Source organism: Streptomyces sp. ATexAB-D23 (assembly GCF_000373645.1).
In the GTDB taxonomy this organism is placed as follows: Bacteria; Actinomycetota; Actinomycetes; order Streptomycetales; family Streptomycetaceae; genus Streptomyces; species Streptomyces castrisilvae.
The window spans coordinates 316,930-332,816 of record NZ_KB892013.1 but is presented as its reverse complement, the minus strand read 5'-3'; the positions used below and the strand labels follow the sequence as shown (position 1 = coordinate 332,816).

At 73.1% G+C, this 15,887-nt stretch carries 16 protein-coding genes; 9 read left to right on the top strand and 7 right to left on the bottom strand.

The features are described 5' to 3' along the window. Positions 1–10 precede the first annotated feature (10 nt). Positions 11–679 (top strand): ThuA domain-containing protein, encoded by a 669-nt coding sequence (locus B082_RS0114620; RefSeq protein WP_026249788.1) that lies wholly within the window; start codon positions 11–13, stop codon positions 677–679. Positions 680–741: 62 nt separating this feature from the next. Here the strand turns inward: B082_RS0114620 and B082_RS0114615 are convergent, their stop codons facing one another. The 3 genes from B082_RS0114615 to xylB form a co-directional block, all read right to left on the bottom strand. Then, a complete protein-coding gene (locus B082_RS0114615) occupies positions 742–1,578 on the bottom strand; it encodes a hypothetical protein (RefSeq protein ID WP_018552551.1) in 837 nt (278 codons plus the stop codon). Further along, positions 1,578–2,843, bottom strand: a complete 1,266-nt coding sequence (locus B082_RS0114610; RefSeq protein WP_158688872.1) for a VWA domain-containing protein — start codon at positions 2,841–2,843, stop codon at positions 1,578–1,580. Before B082_RS0114610 ends, B082_RS0114615 begins: the two co-directional genes overlap by 1 nt. Before the next feature lie 231 nt (positions 2,844–3,074). Continuing rightward, a complete protein-coding gene (gene xylB / locus B082_RS0114605; protein ID WP_018552549.1) occupies positions 3,075–4,565 on the bottom strand; it encodes a xylulokinase in 1,491 nt (496 codons plus the stop codon). Between the two features lie 229 nt (positions 4,566–4,794). On the opposite strand from xylB, the gene xylA reads away from it, so the two are divergent. Continuing rightward, complete coding sequence (gene xylA, locus B082_RS0114600) at positions 4,795–5,964, top strand: xylose isomerase (RefSeq protein WP_018552548.1); 1,170 nt, start codon at positions 4,795–4,797, stop codon at positions 5,962–5,964. A 69-nt stretch (positions 5,965–6,033) separates the two neighbouring features. On the opposite strand, the gene B082_RS0114595 is transcribed toward xylA, so the two are convergent. The 4 genes from B082_RS0114595 to B082_RS0114580 all read right to left on the bottom strand — a co-directional run bounded on the left by B082_RS0114595 (position 6,034) and on the right by B082_RS0114580 (position 9,200). After that, a complete protein-coding gene (locus tag B082_RS0114595) occupies positions 6,034–7,278 on the bottom strand; it encodes an ROK family protein (protein ID WP_018552547.1) in 1,245 nt (414 codons plus the stop codon). A 91-nt stretch (positions 7,279–7,369) separates the two neighbouring features. After that, positions 7,370–8,017 carry a DUF305 domain-containing protein gene (locus B082_RS0114590; protein ID WP_018552546.1) on the bottom strand — a complete coding sequence of 216 codons (648 nt, stop codon included), beginning with the start codon at positions 8,015–8,017 and terminating at the stop codon, positions 7,370–7,372. Next, positions 8,014–8,664: a DUF3105 domain-containing protein gene (locus B082_RS0114585; RefSeq protein ID WP_018552545.1), complete on the bottom strand. Its 651-nt coding sequence runs from the start codon at positions 8,662–8,664 to the stop codon at positions 8,014–8,016. Before B082_RS0114585 ends, B082_RS0114590 begins: the two co-directional genes overlap by 4 nt. A gap of 86 nt (positions 8,665–8,750) precedes the next feature. Then, a complete protein-coding gene (locus B082_RS0114580; protein ID WP_037710122.1) occupies positions 8,751–9,200 on the bottom strand; it encodes a hypothetical protein in 450 nt (149 codons plus the stop codon). Between the two features lie 107 nt (positions 9,201–9,307). Between B082_RS0114580 and B082_RS0114575 the strand changes: the two genes are divergently transcribed. The 7 genes from B082_RS0114575 to B082_RS0114545 all read left to right on the top strand — a co-directional run bounded on the left by B082_RS0114575 (position 9,308) and on the right by B082_RS0114545 (position 15,845). Beyond that, a complete protein-coding gene (locus tag B082_RS0114575; RefSeq protein WP_026249787.1) occupies positions 9,308–10,174 on the top strand; it encodes a phospholipid scramblase-related protein in 867 nt (288 codons plus the stop codon). A 152-nt stretch (positions 10,175–10,326) separates the two neighbouring features. Beyond that, positions 10,327–12,003 (top strand): FUSC family protein, encoded by a 1,677-nt coding sequence (locus B082_RS0114570; protein ID WP_018552542.1) that lies wholly within the window; start codon positions 10,327–10,329, stop codon positions 12,001–12,003. Continuing rightward, on the top strand, positions 12,000–12,506 hold the full coding sequence (locus tag B082_RS0114565; RefSeq protein WP_018552541.1) for a MarR family winged helix-turn-helix transcriptional regulator: 507 nt from the start codon (positions 12,000–12,002) through the stop codon (positions 12,504–12,506). The genes B082_RS0114570 and B082_RS0114565 overlap by 4 nt, the downstream gene beginning before the upstream one ends. A 343-nt stretch (positions 12,507–12,849) precedes the next feature. Continuing rightward, positions 12,850–14,478, top strand: coding sequence for a sensor histidine kinase (locus B082_RS0114560; RefSeq protein WP_018552540.1), 1,629 nt, complete (start codon positions 12,850–12,852; stop codon positions 14,476–14,478). Then, complete coding sequence (locus B082_RS0114555) at positions 14,475–14,882, top strand: roadblock/LC7 domain-containing protein (protein WP_018552539.1); 408 nt, start codon at positions 14,475–14,477, stop codon at positions 14,880–14,882. Before B082_RS0114560 ends, B082_RS0114555 begins: the two co-directional genes overlap by 4 nt. Further along, entirely contained in the window at positions 14,879–15,250 is a 372-nt protein-coding gene (locus tag B082_RS0114550) for a DUF742 domain-containing protein (RefSeq protein ID WP_018552538.1), read from the top strand. The genes B082_RS0114555 and B082_RS0114550 overlap by 4 nt, the downstream gene beginning before the upstream one ends. Then, on the top strand, positions 15,231–15,845 hold the full coding sequence (locus tag B082_RS0114545) for a GTP-binding protein (RefSeq protein ID WP_018552537.1): 615 nt from the start codon (positions 15,231–15,233) through the stop codon (positions 15,843–15,845). The genes B082_RS0114550 and B082_RS0114545 overlap by 20 nt, the downstream gene beginning before the upstream one ends. The last annotated feature ends 42 nt before the right edge of the window (positions 15,846–15,887 follow it).

Below are 15,887 nucleotides of genomic sequence, written 5' to 3'. Positions count from 1 at the left end.
GGAGCAACCGATGCCAGTGCCGTCCAGTCAGTCCCGGGTTCTCGTCTTCACCCGCACCACGGACTACCGCCACGACTCGATCCCCGACGGCGTCGCCGCGTTCCGCGCCCTCGGCGCGGAGCACGGATTCGCGGTGGACGCGACCGAGGACCCGGCGGTGTTCGAGGAGGGGCTGCGGGGGTACGCGGCGGTGGTCTTCCTCTCCACGAGCGGGGACGTCCTGACACCCGCCGGGCGCGCCGCTCTCCGGGCGTACTGCGCGGCGGGCGGCGGTTTCATGGGGGTGCACGCGGCGGCCTGTACGGAGTACGGCTGGCCCTTCTACGGGGAGCTGCTGGGCGCCCGGTTCGACCACCACCCCGCCTTCCAGCCGGGCACCCTCGTCATCGAGGACCGGGACCACCCGGCCACCGCCCACCTGGGCGCCACCTGGGACTTCACCGATGAGTGGTACGAGTTCAGGGACAGCCCGCGCGGCCGGGTCCAGGTCATCGCCTCCGCCGACGCCGCCTCCTACGAGGGCGGTGAGGGGAGCGACCACCCGCTGGTGTGGACCCGCGAGCACGGCGGGGCGCGGGTCTTCTACACGGCGCTCGGGCACGCGGCCGAGGCGTACACCGACCCGGACTTTCGCGCCCATCTCCTGGGCGGGCTCCGTCATGTGATGCCGGCGCGGTGACGCGCCGGCATCCGCCGGGCCGGGTCCGTGGCACACGGCCCGGACCGGCGGACGGCCTGCCGTCAGACGCCCGGCGGCACCCGGGACGGGCGGCCGTTGCCGCGCGTCAGGGAGTAGCCGAAGACGGCCGTGAGCGCGGCGAGGATCCCGCCGCCCGCCGTCCACAGCCAGCGGCTGGTCCACCAGCCCGACGACCAGCCGTCCTCGGGCTCACCCGCGAGCGCGACCGGCTCGGCGGAGTCGTCCGAGCCGTCCGAGGCCTGCTCGGCCGAGGACACCCCGGGCACCAGCGGCTTCGACAGGGTGCCGTCGACATCGGCGGAGCCGCCCTGGCCCTCGGAGGTGACCCGGACCTCCGTGTGCACCGGCAGACCGAGGTCGGCCGAGGCCAGGTCGACGACCGTGAGGCGCACGTAGTAACTGCCCGGCAGCGGGTCGTTGGCCCACGGCTCGGCCAGGGCCCGGACGGTACGCAGCACACAGGTCAGCTCGACCGAAGAGGCGTCCGCCGCCGCCTTGCCGGTCTGCTTGCCGTACATGCAGGCCTGGCGGCGGCGCAGCCCGTCGTACACATCGACCTGCCAGGTCTGCGCCCCGTGCCGGGTGGTGCTCTCGGGCAGGTTCACCTTGGCCGTGACCGTGGCGCGCTGCCCGGCGTCGGCCGGGAAGACCCAGTACAGGTAGTCGCCGGTCGAGGCCCCGGCGGTGGCGGTCTCGTCCTGCTGGAGGGCCGTGGCGGTGCGGAAGGCGGTGCCCGCCTCGGTGGGGCCGGAGCCGTCACCGGACGCGCTCGGGCTCGGGCTCGCCGTAGCGTCGTCGGCCGCGGCGGCCCCCGCTCCGGTCAGCAGGGCCAGGCCGGTCAGCAGCGCGCCCGCGAGCACGCGTCTCGTACGGGACATCAGTTGGTCCTCCAGACAGCGACGCGCCAGCGCGAGATCCAGCCGATGAGCAGACCCGCGATCAGCCCGGTCAGGGCGAGCGCGCCCAGCAGCCACCAGCCGTGGCCCAGGCCGAACGCCGCGACGTCGGACGCCCCGTCGGGGGCGTCCACCAGGTCGACGGTCAGCTCGATGGGCATGCCGGGCGCGGTCTTCACCGACGCCGGGGCCGAGAACGAGTTGCTGACCTGGAGGCAGACGGTCTCCGCGGTCTTCTCGTCGTCGTCCAGCTCGGCCTTCGGGTAGCGCAGCCCGGACGAGATGGCGTCGGTGCGCCCGGTGCCGGACTCGGAGCCGCGCACGATCTCGCGGCCGTGCACGGTGACCGCGCGCAGCAGCATCCCGTAGTCGTTGTTGACGGCGCGGTCGGCGAAGACGCTGACGGAGGCGCGCAGTTCCTGGCCGGGGAGCACGTCGACCTTGTACCAGCGGTGCTCGGCGAACTTCTCGCGGTCGGTGTAGAGACCCGGCTTGAGCTCGGGGGCGTCCGTGCAGCTGTCGGCGCCCTTCGTGGCGACCGGGGTGACGACGGGCTCGGCGGCCCGGTCCACCAACTGCTTGACGCGGCCGGAGAGTTCATCCGTGTGCTGGACAGCGGTGTACGTGCCGCCGGTGGCCTCGGCGATGCAGGTCAGCTGCTGGCGGATCTTCGCGTTCGGCACCAGGCCGAGGGTGTCGATGACCAGGTGGATGCCGCGCGCCGCGATGTCACGGGCGACCTCGCACGGGTCGAGCGGGCCGCAGGTGTCCTCGCCGTCACTGATCAGGACGATCCGGCGCGTGGAGTCGCCGCCCTCCAGATCGTCGGCCGCGCCCAGCAGGGCGGGCCCGATCGGGGTCCAGCCGGTGGGGGCCAGCGTGGCGACGGCGGTCTTCGCCTCGGTGCGGTCCAGCGGGCCGACCGGATAGAGCTGCCTGGTGTCCTTGCAGCCCACCTTCCGGTCGTCGCCCGGGTAGTCCGCGCCCAGGGTGCGGATGCCGAGCTGCACCTGCTCGGGCACCGCGTCCAGGACCTCGTTGAACGCCTGCTTCGCCGCGGACATCCGGGACTGGCCGTCGATGTCCCGGGTCCGCATGGAGCCGCTGACGTCGAGCACCAGCTCGACCTTGGGGGAGGCTTTGGTGGGGGTTTCATCGGCGGACGCCGGCAGCGCCGAGCCGAGCCCGGCGGTCAGGGTGGCGAGCAGGATGCCCACCCCGACCGTCAGCCTTCTTCTTATGATCATCGCCGGATAGTAGTGAACATCAGTTCGCTATCCAAAACGGCTGGTTGAGGCCGCCCGCGTCGGCCCCGCGTCGGCCCCGCATCGGCTGGTTGAGGCCGCCCGCGTCGGCCCCGCGTCGGCCCCGCGTCGGCTGGTTGAGGCCGCCCGCGTCGGCCCCGCGTCGGCCCCACGACGGCTGTCCGGGGGCCGCTCGGGCGGATGCCGGTCGCGGGGCGGCCCCCTGACCGCCGGTCAGCCGGTGCGGTCCCCGCCCAGCAGGGGTGCCGCCGCCCGCTCCAGTACGGAACCGACCCGCTCCCAGGCCGTCAGATCCCGCTCCACCGCCTCCAGGAGCAGGTCCGCTCCGGTGTCCCAGCCGGCCGCGACGGCGACCGGGTCCGCACCCGTGGCCGCCGACGCGGCGAGCGCCGCCGCGCCGAGGGCGACGAGTTCGCCGGCCCCCGGCACGGTCACCGGCCGCCCGGACAGGCGCCGTACGGTCTCCACCCACATGCGCCCCTGGGCCCCGCCGCCGATCAGCCGCAGCGGCCGGCCCGCCACCTCGGGGTCCGCCGGATCGAGACCGCAGGCGCGCAGCAGCTCGTCCAGGGCCCGCAGCACGGTGACCACCGCTCCCTCGTAGGCGGCGCCGAGCAGCTGCTGCGGGGTGGTGTCGTGCCGGAGCCCCGTCAGGAGACCGGAGGCGGTGGGCAGGTCCGGGGTGCGCTCGCCGTCCAGATAGGGCAGGAGGACGGCCTCGCCGCCGGGCACCGCGTCATCGCGGTCCAGGCCGAGCAGGGCGGCGACCTTGTCCACGGCCAGCGTGCAGTTGAGGGTGCAGGCCAGCGGGAGATACGTGCCGTCCGCCGCCGCGAACCCCGACAGCGCGGGCGACGCCGGCCTGGTCCGGGAGGCGGCGAAGACCGTGCCCGACGTGCCCAGGCTCAGGACCGGGTGGTCCAGGAGCCCGGCGCCGCCGAGGCCGAGCCCGATGGCGGCGCTCATGTTGTCCCCGGTGCCCGCCGCGACGGCGATCCCGGCGGGCAGCCCCAGCGCGTCGGCGGCCGCTTGCGTCAGCGAACCGGCCCGCTCCCCGCCGCTCGCCGCCACCTCGGGCAGCAGCGCCGCGTCGAGGCCGAGCAACGCCAGCAGCTCGGGGTCGTAGGCGCCGGTCGCGGTGGAGTACCAGCAGGTCCCCGACGCGTCGCCCGGGTCGGTGACGGCCCGGTCCGAGAGCCGCTCGGTCAGGAAGTCGTGGGGGAGGCGGACCGCGGCCGTCGCCGCCGCGGTCTCCGGCTCGTTCTCCCGCAGCCACTGCCACTTCGACGCGGTCATCGCGGCCACCGGGACCGACCCGGTGCGCGCGGTCCAGGCGCCGGGGCCGCCGAGCGCGGCGGTGAGGGCCGCGGCCTGCGGGGCGGACCGGGTGTCGTTCCACAGCAGGGCAGGGCGCAGCGGGCGGCCCTCGCCGTCCAGGACGACCAGCCCGTGCTGCTGTCCGGCGACCGCGATCCCCGCGATGTCCGCCGCCGCGACGCCGGACTCCTCCAGCCCGGCGGCGACCGCGTCGCGCAGGGCCCGCCACCACACCTCGGGGTCGCTCTCGCGCGCACCGCCCTCGCCGGTGACGACGTGCGGGGCGCGGCCGACGGCGAGCAGCCGGCCGGTGGCGGTGTCGACGAACGCCGCCTTGGTGGACTGGGTGGAGCTGTCCACACCGATGACGACGGTATGCGGCGGCATGGCTGACCTCATTCGCTGATGATTTGATCGTGCGGAAAACAAATTACGTGATCGAACCCGTCCGGAACAGGGGGCGTTCCGCTTTCCCGGTGCGGGTGCCCGGAGATCTTCGTGCCCCGGGGCTTTACGCCGCACGGGCGGTCCGTGCATGATTAGTCATGACAGTGAACAAATTGAGGTTCGGCCGCCCGACCGGCTGCGGACCCACGGCCCCGAAGGCGGCACCACCATGACGGATCGCTTCGCACCGACCCCCGAGGACAAGTTCACCTTCGGTCTGTGGACCGTGGGCTGGCAGGGCCGGGACCCCTTCGGTGACGCGACGCGCACCGCGATCGACCCGGTCGACTCCGTCAAGCGCCTCGCGGAGCTGGGGGCCCACGGGGTGACCTTCCACGACGACGACCTGATCCCGTTCGGCTCGACGGACTCCGAGCGCGAGGGCATCGTCAAGCGCTTCCGCCAGTCGCTGGACGCCGCCGGTCTCGTCGTCCCGATGGCGACGACGAACCTCTTCACCCACCCCGTCTTCAAGGACGGCGCCTTCACCGCCAACGACCGCGACGTCCGGCGCTACGCGCTGCGCAAGACGATCCGCAACATCGACCTGGCCGTCGAGCTGGGCGCCACCACCTACGTCGCCTGGGGCGGCCGTGAGGGCTCCGAGTCGGGCGCGGCCAAGGACATCCGCGCCGCCCTCGACCGCATGAAGGAGGCCTTCGACCTGCTGGGCGACTACGTCACCGAGCAGGGCTACGACCTCAAGTTCGCCATCGAGCCCAAGCCGAACGAGCCCCGCGGCGACATCCTGCTCCCCACCATCGGCCACGCCCTCGCCTTCATCGAGCGCCTGGAGCGCCCCGAGATGGTGGGCGTCAACCCCGAGGTCGGCCACGAGCAGATGGCCGGGCTGAACTTCCCGCACGGCATCGCCCAGGCCCTGTGGGCGGGCAAGCTCTTCCACATCGACCTCAACGGCCAGTCCGGCATCAAGTACGACCAGGACCTCCGCTTCGGCGCCGGCGACCTGCGCCAGGCCTTCTGGCTCGTCGACCTCCTGGAGAACTCCGACTACACCGGCCCCCGCCACTTCGACTTCAAGCCGCCGCGCACCGAGGACTACGACGGCGTCTGGGCCTCGGCCGCGGGCTGCATGCGCAACTACCTCATCCTCAAGGAGCGCGCCGCCGCCTTCCGCGCCGACCCGGCCGTCCAGGAGGCCCTTCGCGCCTCCCGCCTGGACGAGCTGGCCCGGCGCACCGCCGAGGACGGCGTGGCCGGGCTGCTCGCCGACCGCTCCGCCTTCGAGGAGTTCGACGTGGACGCGGCGGCAGACCGCGGCATGGCGTTCGAGGCCCTGGACCAGCTGGCGATGGACCACCTGCTCGGCGTCCGCTGACCGCACCGCCGGACAGGACCCGGGAGGGGGCGGACGCGCCGCGCGTCCGCCCCCTCCTTCGCGTACCCCTCAGGCCCGAGCCCGGTCCGCGTACGCCACCGGGTCGGCCAGCACGTCCGTCATCACCAGCGCCGCCGCGCCCCGCGCCGCGTCACCCGCCACGGACGAGGCGCGCAGCCTGCCCCCGCCCGGGGACCACAGCCCGGAGACGACCCGGCCGGTCAGCTCCTCGTCGACGTGCGGCGAAAGCCACGGCATCAGGTTCCGGTAGATCCCGCCGAGCACCACGGCGTCCGGGTCCAGCAGGTTGACCGCCCCCGACAGCACCCGCCCCAGCATCCGGCCGGCCTCCGCCACCGCGCCGACCGCCCGCTCGTCGCCCGCCCGCACCCGCTTCTCCAGCTCGGCGACCGCGAGCCCGCCGCCGCCCCCCTCGATGCCGGCCGCCCGCAGCAGCGCCGCCTGCCCCGCGTACTGCTCCAGGCAGCCGCGTGAACCGCAGCGGCACTGCGGGCCCCGCGCGTCCACCACCACATGGCCGATCTCCCCGGCGAAGCCGTGCGCCCCGCGCAGCAGCTCGCCGTCGATCACCAGGGCACCGCCCACGCCGATCTCGCCGGTCAGGTAGAGGAAGCTGCGGACGCGGTCCAGGCCGCCGAACCACAGCTCGGCCAGGGCCGCGAGATTCGCCTCGTTCTCCGAGCGGACCGGCAGCTCGCGGCGGCCGGGGCGCTCGGCGGCCAGCGAGGCGGCGAACAGCTCCTCGGCCGGCACCTGGTTCCAGCCCAGGTTGGGTGCCTGGCGCACCGCGCCGCCCGAGACCAGGCCGGGCAGCGCCAGGGCCACGCCGACCGGGAACAGCTCCTGCTCGCGCGCCGAGTCCAGGGTGCGCGCGGCGATCCGGGCCGCCCGCGCCAGCACCTCGGCGGGCGGGGTGCCCCGGTTGTCGAGATGCTCGGTGAGCCGGACCCGCCCGGTTCCCGCCAGGTCGACCACGCAGACGGACACGTAGTCGATGTTGACCTCGACCCCGAGCCCGGACGGGCCCGTGCGGGCCGTCTTGAGCGCGGTGCCGGGGCGGCCGGCCTGGCCGCTGAACGTCTTGCCGGACTCGGTGAGGAACCCGCTCTCCAGCAGCTGCTCGACCAGCGAGGACACGGCGGCCCGGGTCAGCCCCACGCGCGCGGCGACACCGGCCCTGGTCGCCTCCCCGTCGCCCTCGTCGCGGACGGCCCGCAGCACGAGGCTCAGGTTGCTGCGCCGGACGGTGTCCTTGTCGGCCTTGGGCCCCAGCGGTGTGAGGTTGCTCTTCATATCGGTCCTGAGCCTATGCGATTCCGTACGTCAGTACGGGCCGGTCCGGACGTGCCGGGTCCCGCCCGCGGGCGGGACCCGGCCGCGTCGCTCAGGACGCGGAGGCGCCGCGTTCCTTGAGCATGTCGGCCATGAGCGTGATCTCGGACCGCTGGCCCAGGACCATGCCCGATGCCAGGTTCTTGATCTCCTCGGTGCCGGCCGACGAGGCGGCCGCCTCGGCCATCTCGGCACCGGCCGCGTGGTGCGCGGTCATCAGCTTCAGGAAGAGCACCTCGGCGTCCTTGCCCTTGGCGGCCCGCAGGGCGTCCAGCTCGGCGTCGGTCGCCATGCCGGGCATCAGCGCGCCGTCGCCGCGCGGAGTGAAGGAGTGCCCCATCCAGGCCATGGCCGGCCCCGGGGAGCTCTTCGCCCGCCCCCACATCTCCAGCCAGCCCAGCATCATGCCGCGCTGGTTGGCCTGGGTGTTGATGATGTCGAACGCGAGCCGGCGCACCGCCTCGTCCAAGGTGCGGTCCCGCACGATGAACGACATCTCGACGGCCTGCTGGTGGTGGACCGCCATGTCACGCGCGAACCCCACATCGGCCGATGAGTCGGCGGGCGCCGACGCGGAAGCCGCCGGGGAGGCGGGTGACGAAGGCCGTGCGAGTGTCAGCGCGACCAGCGCGAGCGCCAGCAGCAGCACGGCCCCGCCGGCCAGGACCAGCGGCCGCGACGTGCGCGGATCGGATGTCACTTGTCGATCCCTCCGGTGCAGGCGGCGCCCGGCTCCGGGGTCTGCGGGCCCTGCACGTACTTGGTGAAGAACTGGGCGACCCGGGCGTCGGTGGCGCTCTTCACGGTCAGCTGCTTGCCCCAGGCGCTGAGCATAAGCGGCGCAGCCTGGTCCTCGACCGGGCTCATCAGGGAGTACGGGGTGCCCGACACCCGTTCCGTGAACTTCTTCACGTCGGCGGGGGCCGCCTTGCTGGTGTACGTCACCCACACCGCGCCGTGCTCCAGCGAGTGGACGGCGTTCTCCTTCGGTATCGCCGCGGTGTAGACGTCACCGTCGCAGTTCATCCACACCGGGTTGTGGTCGCCGCCGACCGGCGGGTTCATCGGGTAGTCGACCGTCTTCTCCACATGGTTCTGCGTGAGATCGTCCCAGCTCTTCTCGCCGTCGACGGGCGAGGACTTCGCGGCCGCCTCGGCCTTGTCCTGCTCGTCGGCGGCGTTCATCAGATAGCCGCCCCCGGCGACGAGACCGGCGACCACGAGGACGCCGACGGTGAGCGTGATGATGCGGGAGCGGCGCTCGCGGGCCCGCTCCTGGCGGCGGGCCTCCTCCAGCTTGGCGCGGCGGGCGGTGGAGGCGGTGTTCTGCTTGTTGGCGGAAGCCATGACGGGTCCTCGGGTTCATCGGATCGGGACAGGACGGACGGCGTACGGGGGAGTCCGCACGCGGGCAGGGGAGATCCCCGGCCGTCCTAGATCCGCTGAACCTGGAGGCGTAGCCGGTCGACGTCGCCGACGGCGTCGTTGGAGGGGCCCCGGATGCGGGTGCCGCCGGTGAGGGGGCGGGCCGGGAGGACCGCGACGGCGGCCGACGGAACCGCGGCCGGAGCCGGCTGGCCGGACAGCACGACCGGCGCCGAGCCTTCCGACGTGCCGTGGCAGGAGTCGCCCGTACCCCGGTGACGGGGTGCGTCGGCCACCACGGTGCGCACCGCCGTGAGGTCCGTCCACGGGGCGAGCGCGGACGGGGGAGCGAACTCGGACGCGGGGGCGAATTCGTGGGAGGAGGCGTGCTCCCCGGACGATGGCGACGAGCAGCAGGAGACCAGGGCGACCAGGATGAGCACCCAGGCGAGCACCATCGGCGCGCCGGTGCCGCGCAGCCGGTCCGCGCCTTCGCTCAGCCTCTTCACGCGGCACATCGTACGCGGCGCGTGAAGATTCAAGCAGTACGGGCCGGGGTCCGGTGAACCTGTGGATCCATGGACAGGGGGGTTCCCCTTTCGGCGTGCCGGGATAGTGTGCCCCGGTGACAACGCACTCGAACGTATCTGCGGGCTGGTATCCCGATCCGCACGGCGCCCCTCAGCTGCTGCGCTACTGGGACGGCTCCCAGTGGACCGAGCACACCAACCCCGCGGGTGGTGGCGGCCAGGCCCAGGGACAGCCCCAGGCCCCCGCTCAGGCTCCGGTGCCCCCTCAGCAGTCGCCCCAGCAGCAGGTGGCCCCCCAGCAGCCCCCGGCCGCCGCGCAGCAGGGCGCGCAGCATCCGCAGCAGGGCGGCGCCCCCGGCGCGGGCTCGCTCTTCAATCAGCAGGTCCTGGTGGTGAACCAGAAGGCCAAGCTGATCGAGGTGACGAACGAGTACAGCGTCTTCGACCAGCACGGGAACACCATCGGGTCGGTCGTCCAGGTCGGCCAGGGTGCCGTGCGCAAGGTGGTGAGGTTCCTCACCAGCATCGACCAGTACCTGACCCACCGGCTGGAGATCCGCGACGCCTACGGGCAGCCGCAGCTGCTGCTGACCCGCCCGGCGAAGTTCATCAAGTCCAAGGTCATCGTGCAGCGCCCCGACGGGCAGCCGGTCGGCGAGATCGTCCAGCAGAACGCCATCGGCAAGATCAACTTCGCGATCATGGTCGACGGGCAGCAGGTCGGCGCGATCAAGGCCGAGAACTGGCGCGCCTGGAACTTCGCGATCGTCGACCACAACGACGCGGAGATCGCCCGGATCACCAAGACCTGGGAAGGCCTCGCGAAGACCCTGTTCACGACGGCGGACAACTATGTCCTCCAGATCCACTACCAGCTGCCCGAGCCGCTGCTGAGCCTGGTGGTGGCGACGGCCCTGACCGTGGACACCGCCCTCAAGCAGGACGCCCGCGGCCTGGGCTGAGGCTCCACAGTCCTTGCGCGACCGCCCGCGCCCCTCGCGCATCACCGTGCGAGGGGCGCGGGCGGTGGTGTGTCCGGGCCCGGTCCGGGGCCGGCTCCCGGGCCGTTCCGGGCCATATGTTTTACTGGTGTAATACCTGCTAAGGTATATGAGTGAGTGATACAAGCATCAGGTTCCGCAAGCCGGCCGTCCGCAGGCTCCCGCTGACCGGCCCGCTGCGTCTGGTCCGGCCGTCGGACATGTGGTTCAAGCCGGCCACCAGCGTCGTCGTGGCCACGGCCGTACCCAACCTGGTGCTGCTCTGCCTGGGCCGCCTCGACCTGGTGATGTACACGATGGCCGGCTCGCTCTGCGCGCTGTACGGCCACAACCTCCCGTACGCGCGCCGCGCCGGCACCGTCGCCGCCGTCGTCCTCGGCATGACCGCCGGTCTGGGTATCGCCCTCGTCCTGGCCTCGCTGACCGGCTCGACCGCTGTGCTGATCGCCGCCGGCGCGCTCCTGGCGGCCGGGCAGAAGCTCCTGTGCGACGCCTCCCGGGTCGGGCCCCCGGGGCCGGTGATCTTCACCTTCGTCAGCTCCGCCGCCCTGTTCGTCCCGCAGACGCTCGGCCAGGTCCCGGGCCACCTCGTCCTCACGCTCGGCGCGGGCGCGGTCTCCTGGCTCGTCGCCGTCGTCGCCCCCGCCCTGATCCGCCGCGACGGACCCGAACGCCGTGCGACGGCCCGCGCGCTGAACGCCGCCGCAGCCCACGCCGAAGCGCCCGGCCACGCCACCCGCCGCGCCGCGGTCGCCGCCGTCCACGCCGCCTGGCAGACCCTCATCGCCGCCGGCCGCCCCACCCCCGCGCGCCGCGCCCTGGAGCGCCTCGTCGTCCACGCCGAGACCTCGGTCCTGACCGGCGCCCCGGACGCGGCCGACGCCGCCCGGCTGGGCGAGTGGGCCCGGCGCACCCGCGCCCGCGGCCCTGTCCCCGCCCCGCCCGAGGCCCCCGGGACCGACGCCGAACTCTTCGGCGTCGAGGCCGAACGCGCCGCCCGGGGCAGCTCGCCGCGCGCCCTGCTCAAGGGCCTCGCCCCCGGCTCCCCGCTGCTGCCGGTCGCCGCCCGCACCCTCGTCGGCTGCGCCCTGGCCGGCTACGTCTGCTCGGCCGTCGGCGTCGGCCGCCCCTACTGGGCGATCGTCACCGCCGCCTCCCTCTACCAGGCCAACGTCACGCTCTCCTGGAACCGCGCGCTCCAGCGCACCCTCGGCAACCTCATCGGCGTCCTGGTCTTCGCCGCGGTCCTCCCGGCCGCCCGGAGCACCCCGCTGGCCCTCATCGGCTTCTGCCTCCTCTTCGGCTTCGCGGCCGAGGCCCTGATCACCCGCAACTACTGGCTCGGCTCCGTCGCCGTCACGCCGATGGCGCTGCTCGTCCTGGAGTACGCCGGCAGCCACCCGGCCGGCGAGCTGATCGGCGACCGGGTCCTGGACACCGTGATCGGCGCGTCCGTCGGCTTCCTCGCCGCCGTGGTCGTCACCAACCGCCGCGCCACCGGCCGCGTCGAACGCGCGCTGGCCGCCGCCGAACAGGCCCGCGCCCATGCCGTGCGGACCCTCGCGGCCCCCGAGCCCGCCCCCGCCGCGCTCGATGCCGCCCGCCGCAGGCTCACCGGCTCCCTGGTCGAGCTGCGCGAGGCCGACGACACCGCGGCCGGTGAATGGTGGCAGCGCGCCCTGCCCCAGGAGGCGGTGCTCGCCGCCGAGCAGGCCGGACACCGTACGCTCGCCGCGACAGCGAAACGGCAGGGGCCGACCGCCCCCGCCCAGGAGAACGGAGCGGTGTGACCGACGACATCGTCGCCTCGGTGGTACGGCAGTGGCGGGCCGTCAACCCGGAGCTGGACACCGGCCCGATGGAGCTCATCGGCCGCATCAACCGCTGCTCCGCCCTGCTCCAGCAGGCCGAGGACGCGCCGCTGCGGGCGGCCGGGCTGACCCGCGCCGAGTTCGACCTGCTGGGCGCCGTGCGCCGCACCGGCCGCGAACTGACCCCCGGCGAGCTGGCCCGGGAGACCTTCTCCTCCGGAGCCGCCGTCACCAAGCGGCTCCGCGGCCTCCAGGAGCGCGGCCTGATCGCCCGTCGCGGTGACGAACGGGACCGCAGGGTCGCCCACGTACGCCTCACCGACGAGGGGTGCGACCTGGTCGACGGGCTGCTGCCCCGGCAGCTGGCGTACGAACGCGCGGTGCTCTCCGGCCTGGACGCCGAGTCCCGCGACCGGCTGAGCGCACAGCTCAGCGAGCTGCTGGTCCAGCTGGAAGGCCGTATCGGCGGCGCCCGCCCCTGACCCTCCGAGGGCGCGCGCCCGGCGCGCGCCCCGGCCCGTCATCACTCGTACGGGCCCCTTCGATCACATGTGCCCATCTGTCGCTCTGTGGGGCGATTCTTCCTCATTCCTCCACGTCGTCACTCCCCGCACACGCGTGAAGGCGCTGCGTGCAAAAACTCGTGAGTGTATTACCGCGGGAGCGCTCGCGCAGGGGGTTGGAGGAATGTGCGGAAGCACTGATTCGATCTGACTAAGCTCACGCACAGTGAAGCCGAGTTGAGATGAATCGAGCGCTTGCTCCCGACTGCCCTGCAAGTGCCGAATCTCCGGAATAAAGCCGAATCAACCGCCAGAGGTTCAGATGGTCCGTGTTGAATCACCGCCGGCCGTACGGGAAGCCCCCGTCGCCCGCGCCCTGTTGCTGCCCGTCGTCGTGATGGCGGGCGCGACTGCCGCCGCCGCGGCGCTGGTTGCCGAGCCCGCGCGGATACCAGTCATCTGGTGCGGAGCGTTCGCCACCGTCGTGGTCGGCGCGCTCGCCGTGGAGATCGCCCGCCGGGGCAGGACGATCCGCCGCCGGCGCGCGGAGTACGAGCAGCGCGTCGCCGCGCTGGAACGACGCATCGCCGACCACGACACCGAGACCGTGCGGATCAGCAGGGAACTGCTGCCGGCCGCCATCCACCGTCTGCGGGTGGGCAATTCGCCCGACGAGGTGCTGCGCGACGTCGTGGACGCCGACCCGGTCCACCGCCATCTGCCCGACGCCCAGCGCGCCCTCGTCTACACCGTGCTGGACATCATCGACAACGAGGAGGCGACCCGCGACTCCGCCCAGCGCGCCTTCGTCAACGTCGCCCGCCGCGTCCAGGCGATCGTCCACCGCCAGGCCAGCGAACTGCGGGAGATGGAGGAGCACCACGGGCGCAACCCCGACGTCTTCGACGACCTGCTCCGCATCGACCACGGCACCGCGCTGATCGGCCGCCTCGCCGACTCCATCGCGGTACTCGGCGGAGCCCGGCCCAGCCGCCAGTGGCCCAAGCCCGTACCGCTGTTCAGCGTGTTGCGCGGCGCCATGTCGCGCATCCTGGAGTACCCGCGCGTCGATCTGCACTCGATCGCCAAGGTCGCCATCATCGGCACCGCGGTCGAACCGCTCATCCACGCCTGCGCCGAACTCCTCGACAACGCCACGCGCTACTCGCCGCCGCAGACCCGGGTGCACGTCACCGCGGTCGAGGTGCAGACGGGCATCGCCATCGAGATCGAGGACGGCGGCGTCAGCCTCAGCGAGGAGGCCCGCGCACGGGCCGAGAACATGCTCGCCAGGGCCCAGGCGGGCTCCAGCATGAACGACCTCGGCGAGTCCCCCCGCCTCGGGATGGCGGTCGTCGGCCGGCTCGCGCGGATGTACGACCTCCAGGTCTCGCTGCGGCAGTCCGCCTACGGCGGCGTACGGGCCGTGCTCATCGTGCCCCGCGCCATGATCACCACCGGTCCCGCGCCCGGCATCGCCCACGGGATCGGCGCCACCTCGCGGCCCACCAGCGACATCGACCTCGACGACATGAAGCACGTCGTCCCGGCCCGCAGCAACCGCCGCAAGCCGAGCCCCGTGGCCGCCCGGCCCGCCACCGGACCCGTGTCCTCCGCCCCGAGCCCCGTCGTCCCGGCCCTCGCCATGGAGGACGAAGCGCCCGTCGTGACCGAGTGGACCGCGGGCGGGCTCCCGCAGCGCCGCAGCCGGGGCCGCGCACCGCTGGGCTCGCACAACCTCCCAGCCCAGCCGTCCGACCCCACCGCGGGCCGGACCAATGGCCACGGCCACAGCTACGGCGACGGCAGCGGCAACGGCCAGGAGAACGGCAAGGAACCGCCGCCCGGGATCTGGCTGGAGGCGTTCACCAAGGCCGCCAACGGCGTGCCCCAGGACCCCAGGACGGGCGATGACTCTGACGACGCGTGGGACAAGGGAGACCTGAAGTGATCCAGCAGCGGGGCAACATGGACTGGATGCTCAAAGAGCTGGCCGACGATGTCCCGGACATCCACCAGATCGTCGTGCTCTCCGCCGACGGGCTGCGCATCGCCCGGCACGGCGGCGACCCCGACGTCGCGGACCGGCTCGCGGCGGCGTGCGCCGGACTGCAGAGCCTGGCGGCGGCCGTCGCCTCCGAGATCCCGTACAGCGACGGCCGGATGAGGCTCGTCGTCATCGAGGTCACCGGCGGCTTCTTCTACCTGATGGCCGCGGGCACCGGCGCCTATCTGGCGGTGCTCGCGGGCGAGACGGTGGACGCCGGACTCGTCGGGGCGCGGATGCGTGACATGGTCGTGCGGATCGGCGCCCACCTCACGAGTCCGCCCCGCCACGACGGGCAGGCCGTATGAACGTTCCCCGACGAGAACGCCGCAAGACCGAAGCCGGGCCGAGCGATCCGGAACGGCTCTACGTCATCACCGGCGATCCCGACGGCAGCGAGCGGGCAGCTCTCGACCTGGTCACCATGATTGTCTCGAAGGCCGAGCCGTCCCCCATGGTCCAGCCCGAGCAGGCAGTGATCCTCCGGCTCTGCCGGGCCCCGTTATCCGTCGCGGAACTCTCCGCCTACCTCAGCCTGCCGTTCAGCGTGGTGACCTCGCTCCTCACGGAACTCCTCGCGACCGGGCTGATCGAATCGCGTGCCCCGATCGTCCGCGCGACCCTCCCGGACAGGTCCCTCCTCGAAGCGGTGATGCATGGACTTCAGAAACTCTGACACGATCACGGGCCCCCGCAGCGAGGACGTCCTGCCCACCACGGCGACCGCCGCGGTGAAGGTCGTGATCGTCGGGGGGTTCGGAGCCGGCAAGACGACCATGGTGGGCTCGGTCAGCGAGATCCGGCCCCTGACCACCGAAGAGACGATGACGCAGGCCGGCGTCGGCGTGGACGACAACTCCGGGGTGGAGAGCAAGACCTCCACCACCGTCGCCATGGACTTCGGCCGGATCAGCATCAGCGAGGAGCTCATCCTCTACCTCTTCGGAACCCCCGGCCAGGAACGCTTCTGGTTCCTGTGGAACGGCCTGTTCGAAGGCGCGCTCGGCGCCGTCGTCCTCATCGACACCCGCCGGCTCGAAGTCAGCTTCGACGTCATCGGGCGCCTGGAGGAACGCGGCGTGCCGTTCGTCGTCGCCATCAACACCTTCCCCGACGCGCCGAAACACCCCGTCGAGGCGCTGCGCAGCGCCCTGGACCTGCCCGAAGAGGTCCCGATGATCGACTGCGACGCCCGGCTGCGCGTTTCGAGCCGCGATGTGCTGATGACGCTGATGCGCTACCTGCACAGCCTGGCCCTCCCGGTCGGCTGACCCGCGCACCACCCCATCCGCACTCGCACCCGTTCGCGCGCC

Excerpts from the sequence above, each read along its gene's own strand:
- B082_RS0114620 (WP_026249788.1), top strand. The coding sequence starts at position 11 with ATGCCAGTGCCGTCCAGTCAGTCCCGGGTTCTCGTCTTCACCCGCACC.
- B082_RS0114615 (WP_018552551.1), bottom strand. The coding sequence starts at position 1,578 with ATGTCCCGTACGAGACGCGTGCTCGCGGGCGCGCTGCTGACCGGCCTG.
- B082_RS0114610 (WP_158688872.1), bottom strand. The coding sequence starts at position 2,843 with ATGATCATAAGAAGAAGGCTGACGGTCGGGGTGGGCATCCTGCTCGCC.
- xylB (WP_018552549.1), bottom strand. The coding sequence starts at position 4,565 with ATGCCGCCGCATACCGTCGTCATCGGTGTGGACAGCTCCACCCAGTCC.
- xylA (WP_018552548.1), top strand. The coding sequence starts at position 4,795 with ATGACGGATCGCTTCGCACCGACCCCCGAGGACAAGTTCACCTTCGGT.
- B082_RS0114595 (WP_018552547.1), bottom strand. The coding sequence starts at position 7,278 with ATGAAGAGCAACCTCACACCGCTGGGGCCCAAGGCCGACAAGGACACC.
- B082_RS0114585 (WP_018552545.1), bottom strand. The coding sequence starts at position 8,664 with ATGGCTTCCGCCAACAAGCAGAACACCGCCTCCACCGCCCGCCGCGCC.
- B082_RS0114580 (WP_037710122.1), bottom strand. The coding sequence starts at position 9,200 with ATGTGCCGCGTGAAGAGGCTGAGCGAAGGCGCGGACCGGCTGCGCGGC.
- B082_RS0114560 (WP_018552540.1), top strand. The coding sequence starts at position 12,850 with ATGGTCCGTGTTGAATCACCGCCGGCCGTACGGGAAGCCCCCGTCGCC.
- B082_RS0114550 (WP_018552538.1), top strand. The coding sequence starts at position 14,879 with ATGAACGTTCCCCGACGAGAACGCCGCAAGACCGAAGCCGGGCCGAGC.
- B082_RS0114545 (WP_018552537.1), top strand. The coding sequence starts at position 15,231 with ATGGACTTCAGAAACTCTGACACGATCACGGGCCCCCGCAGCGAGGAC.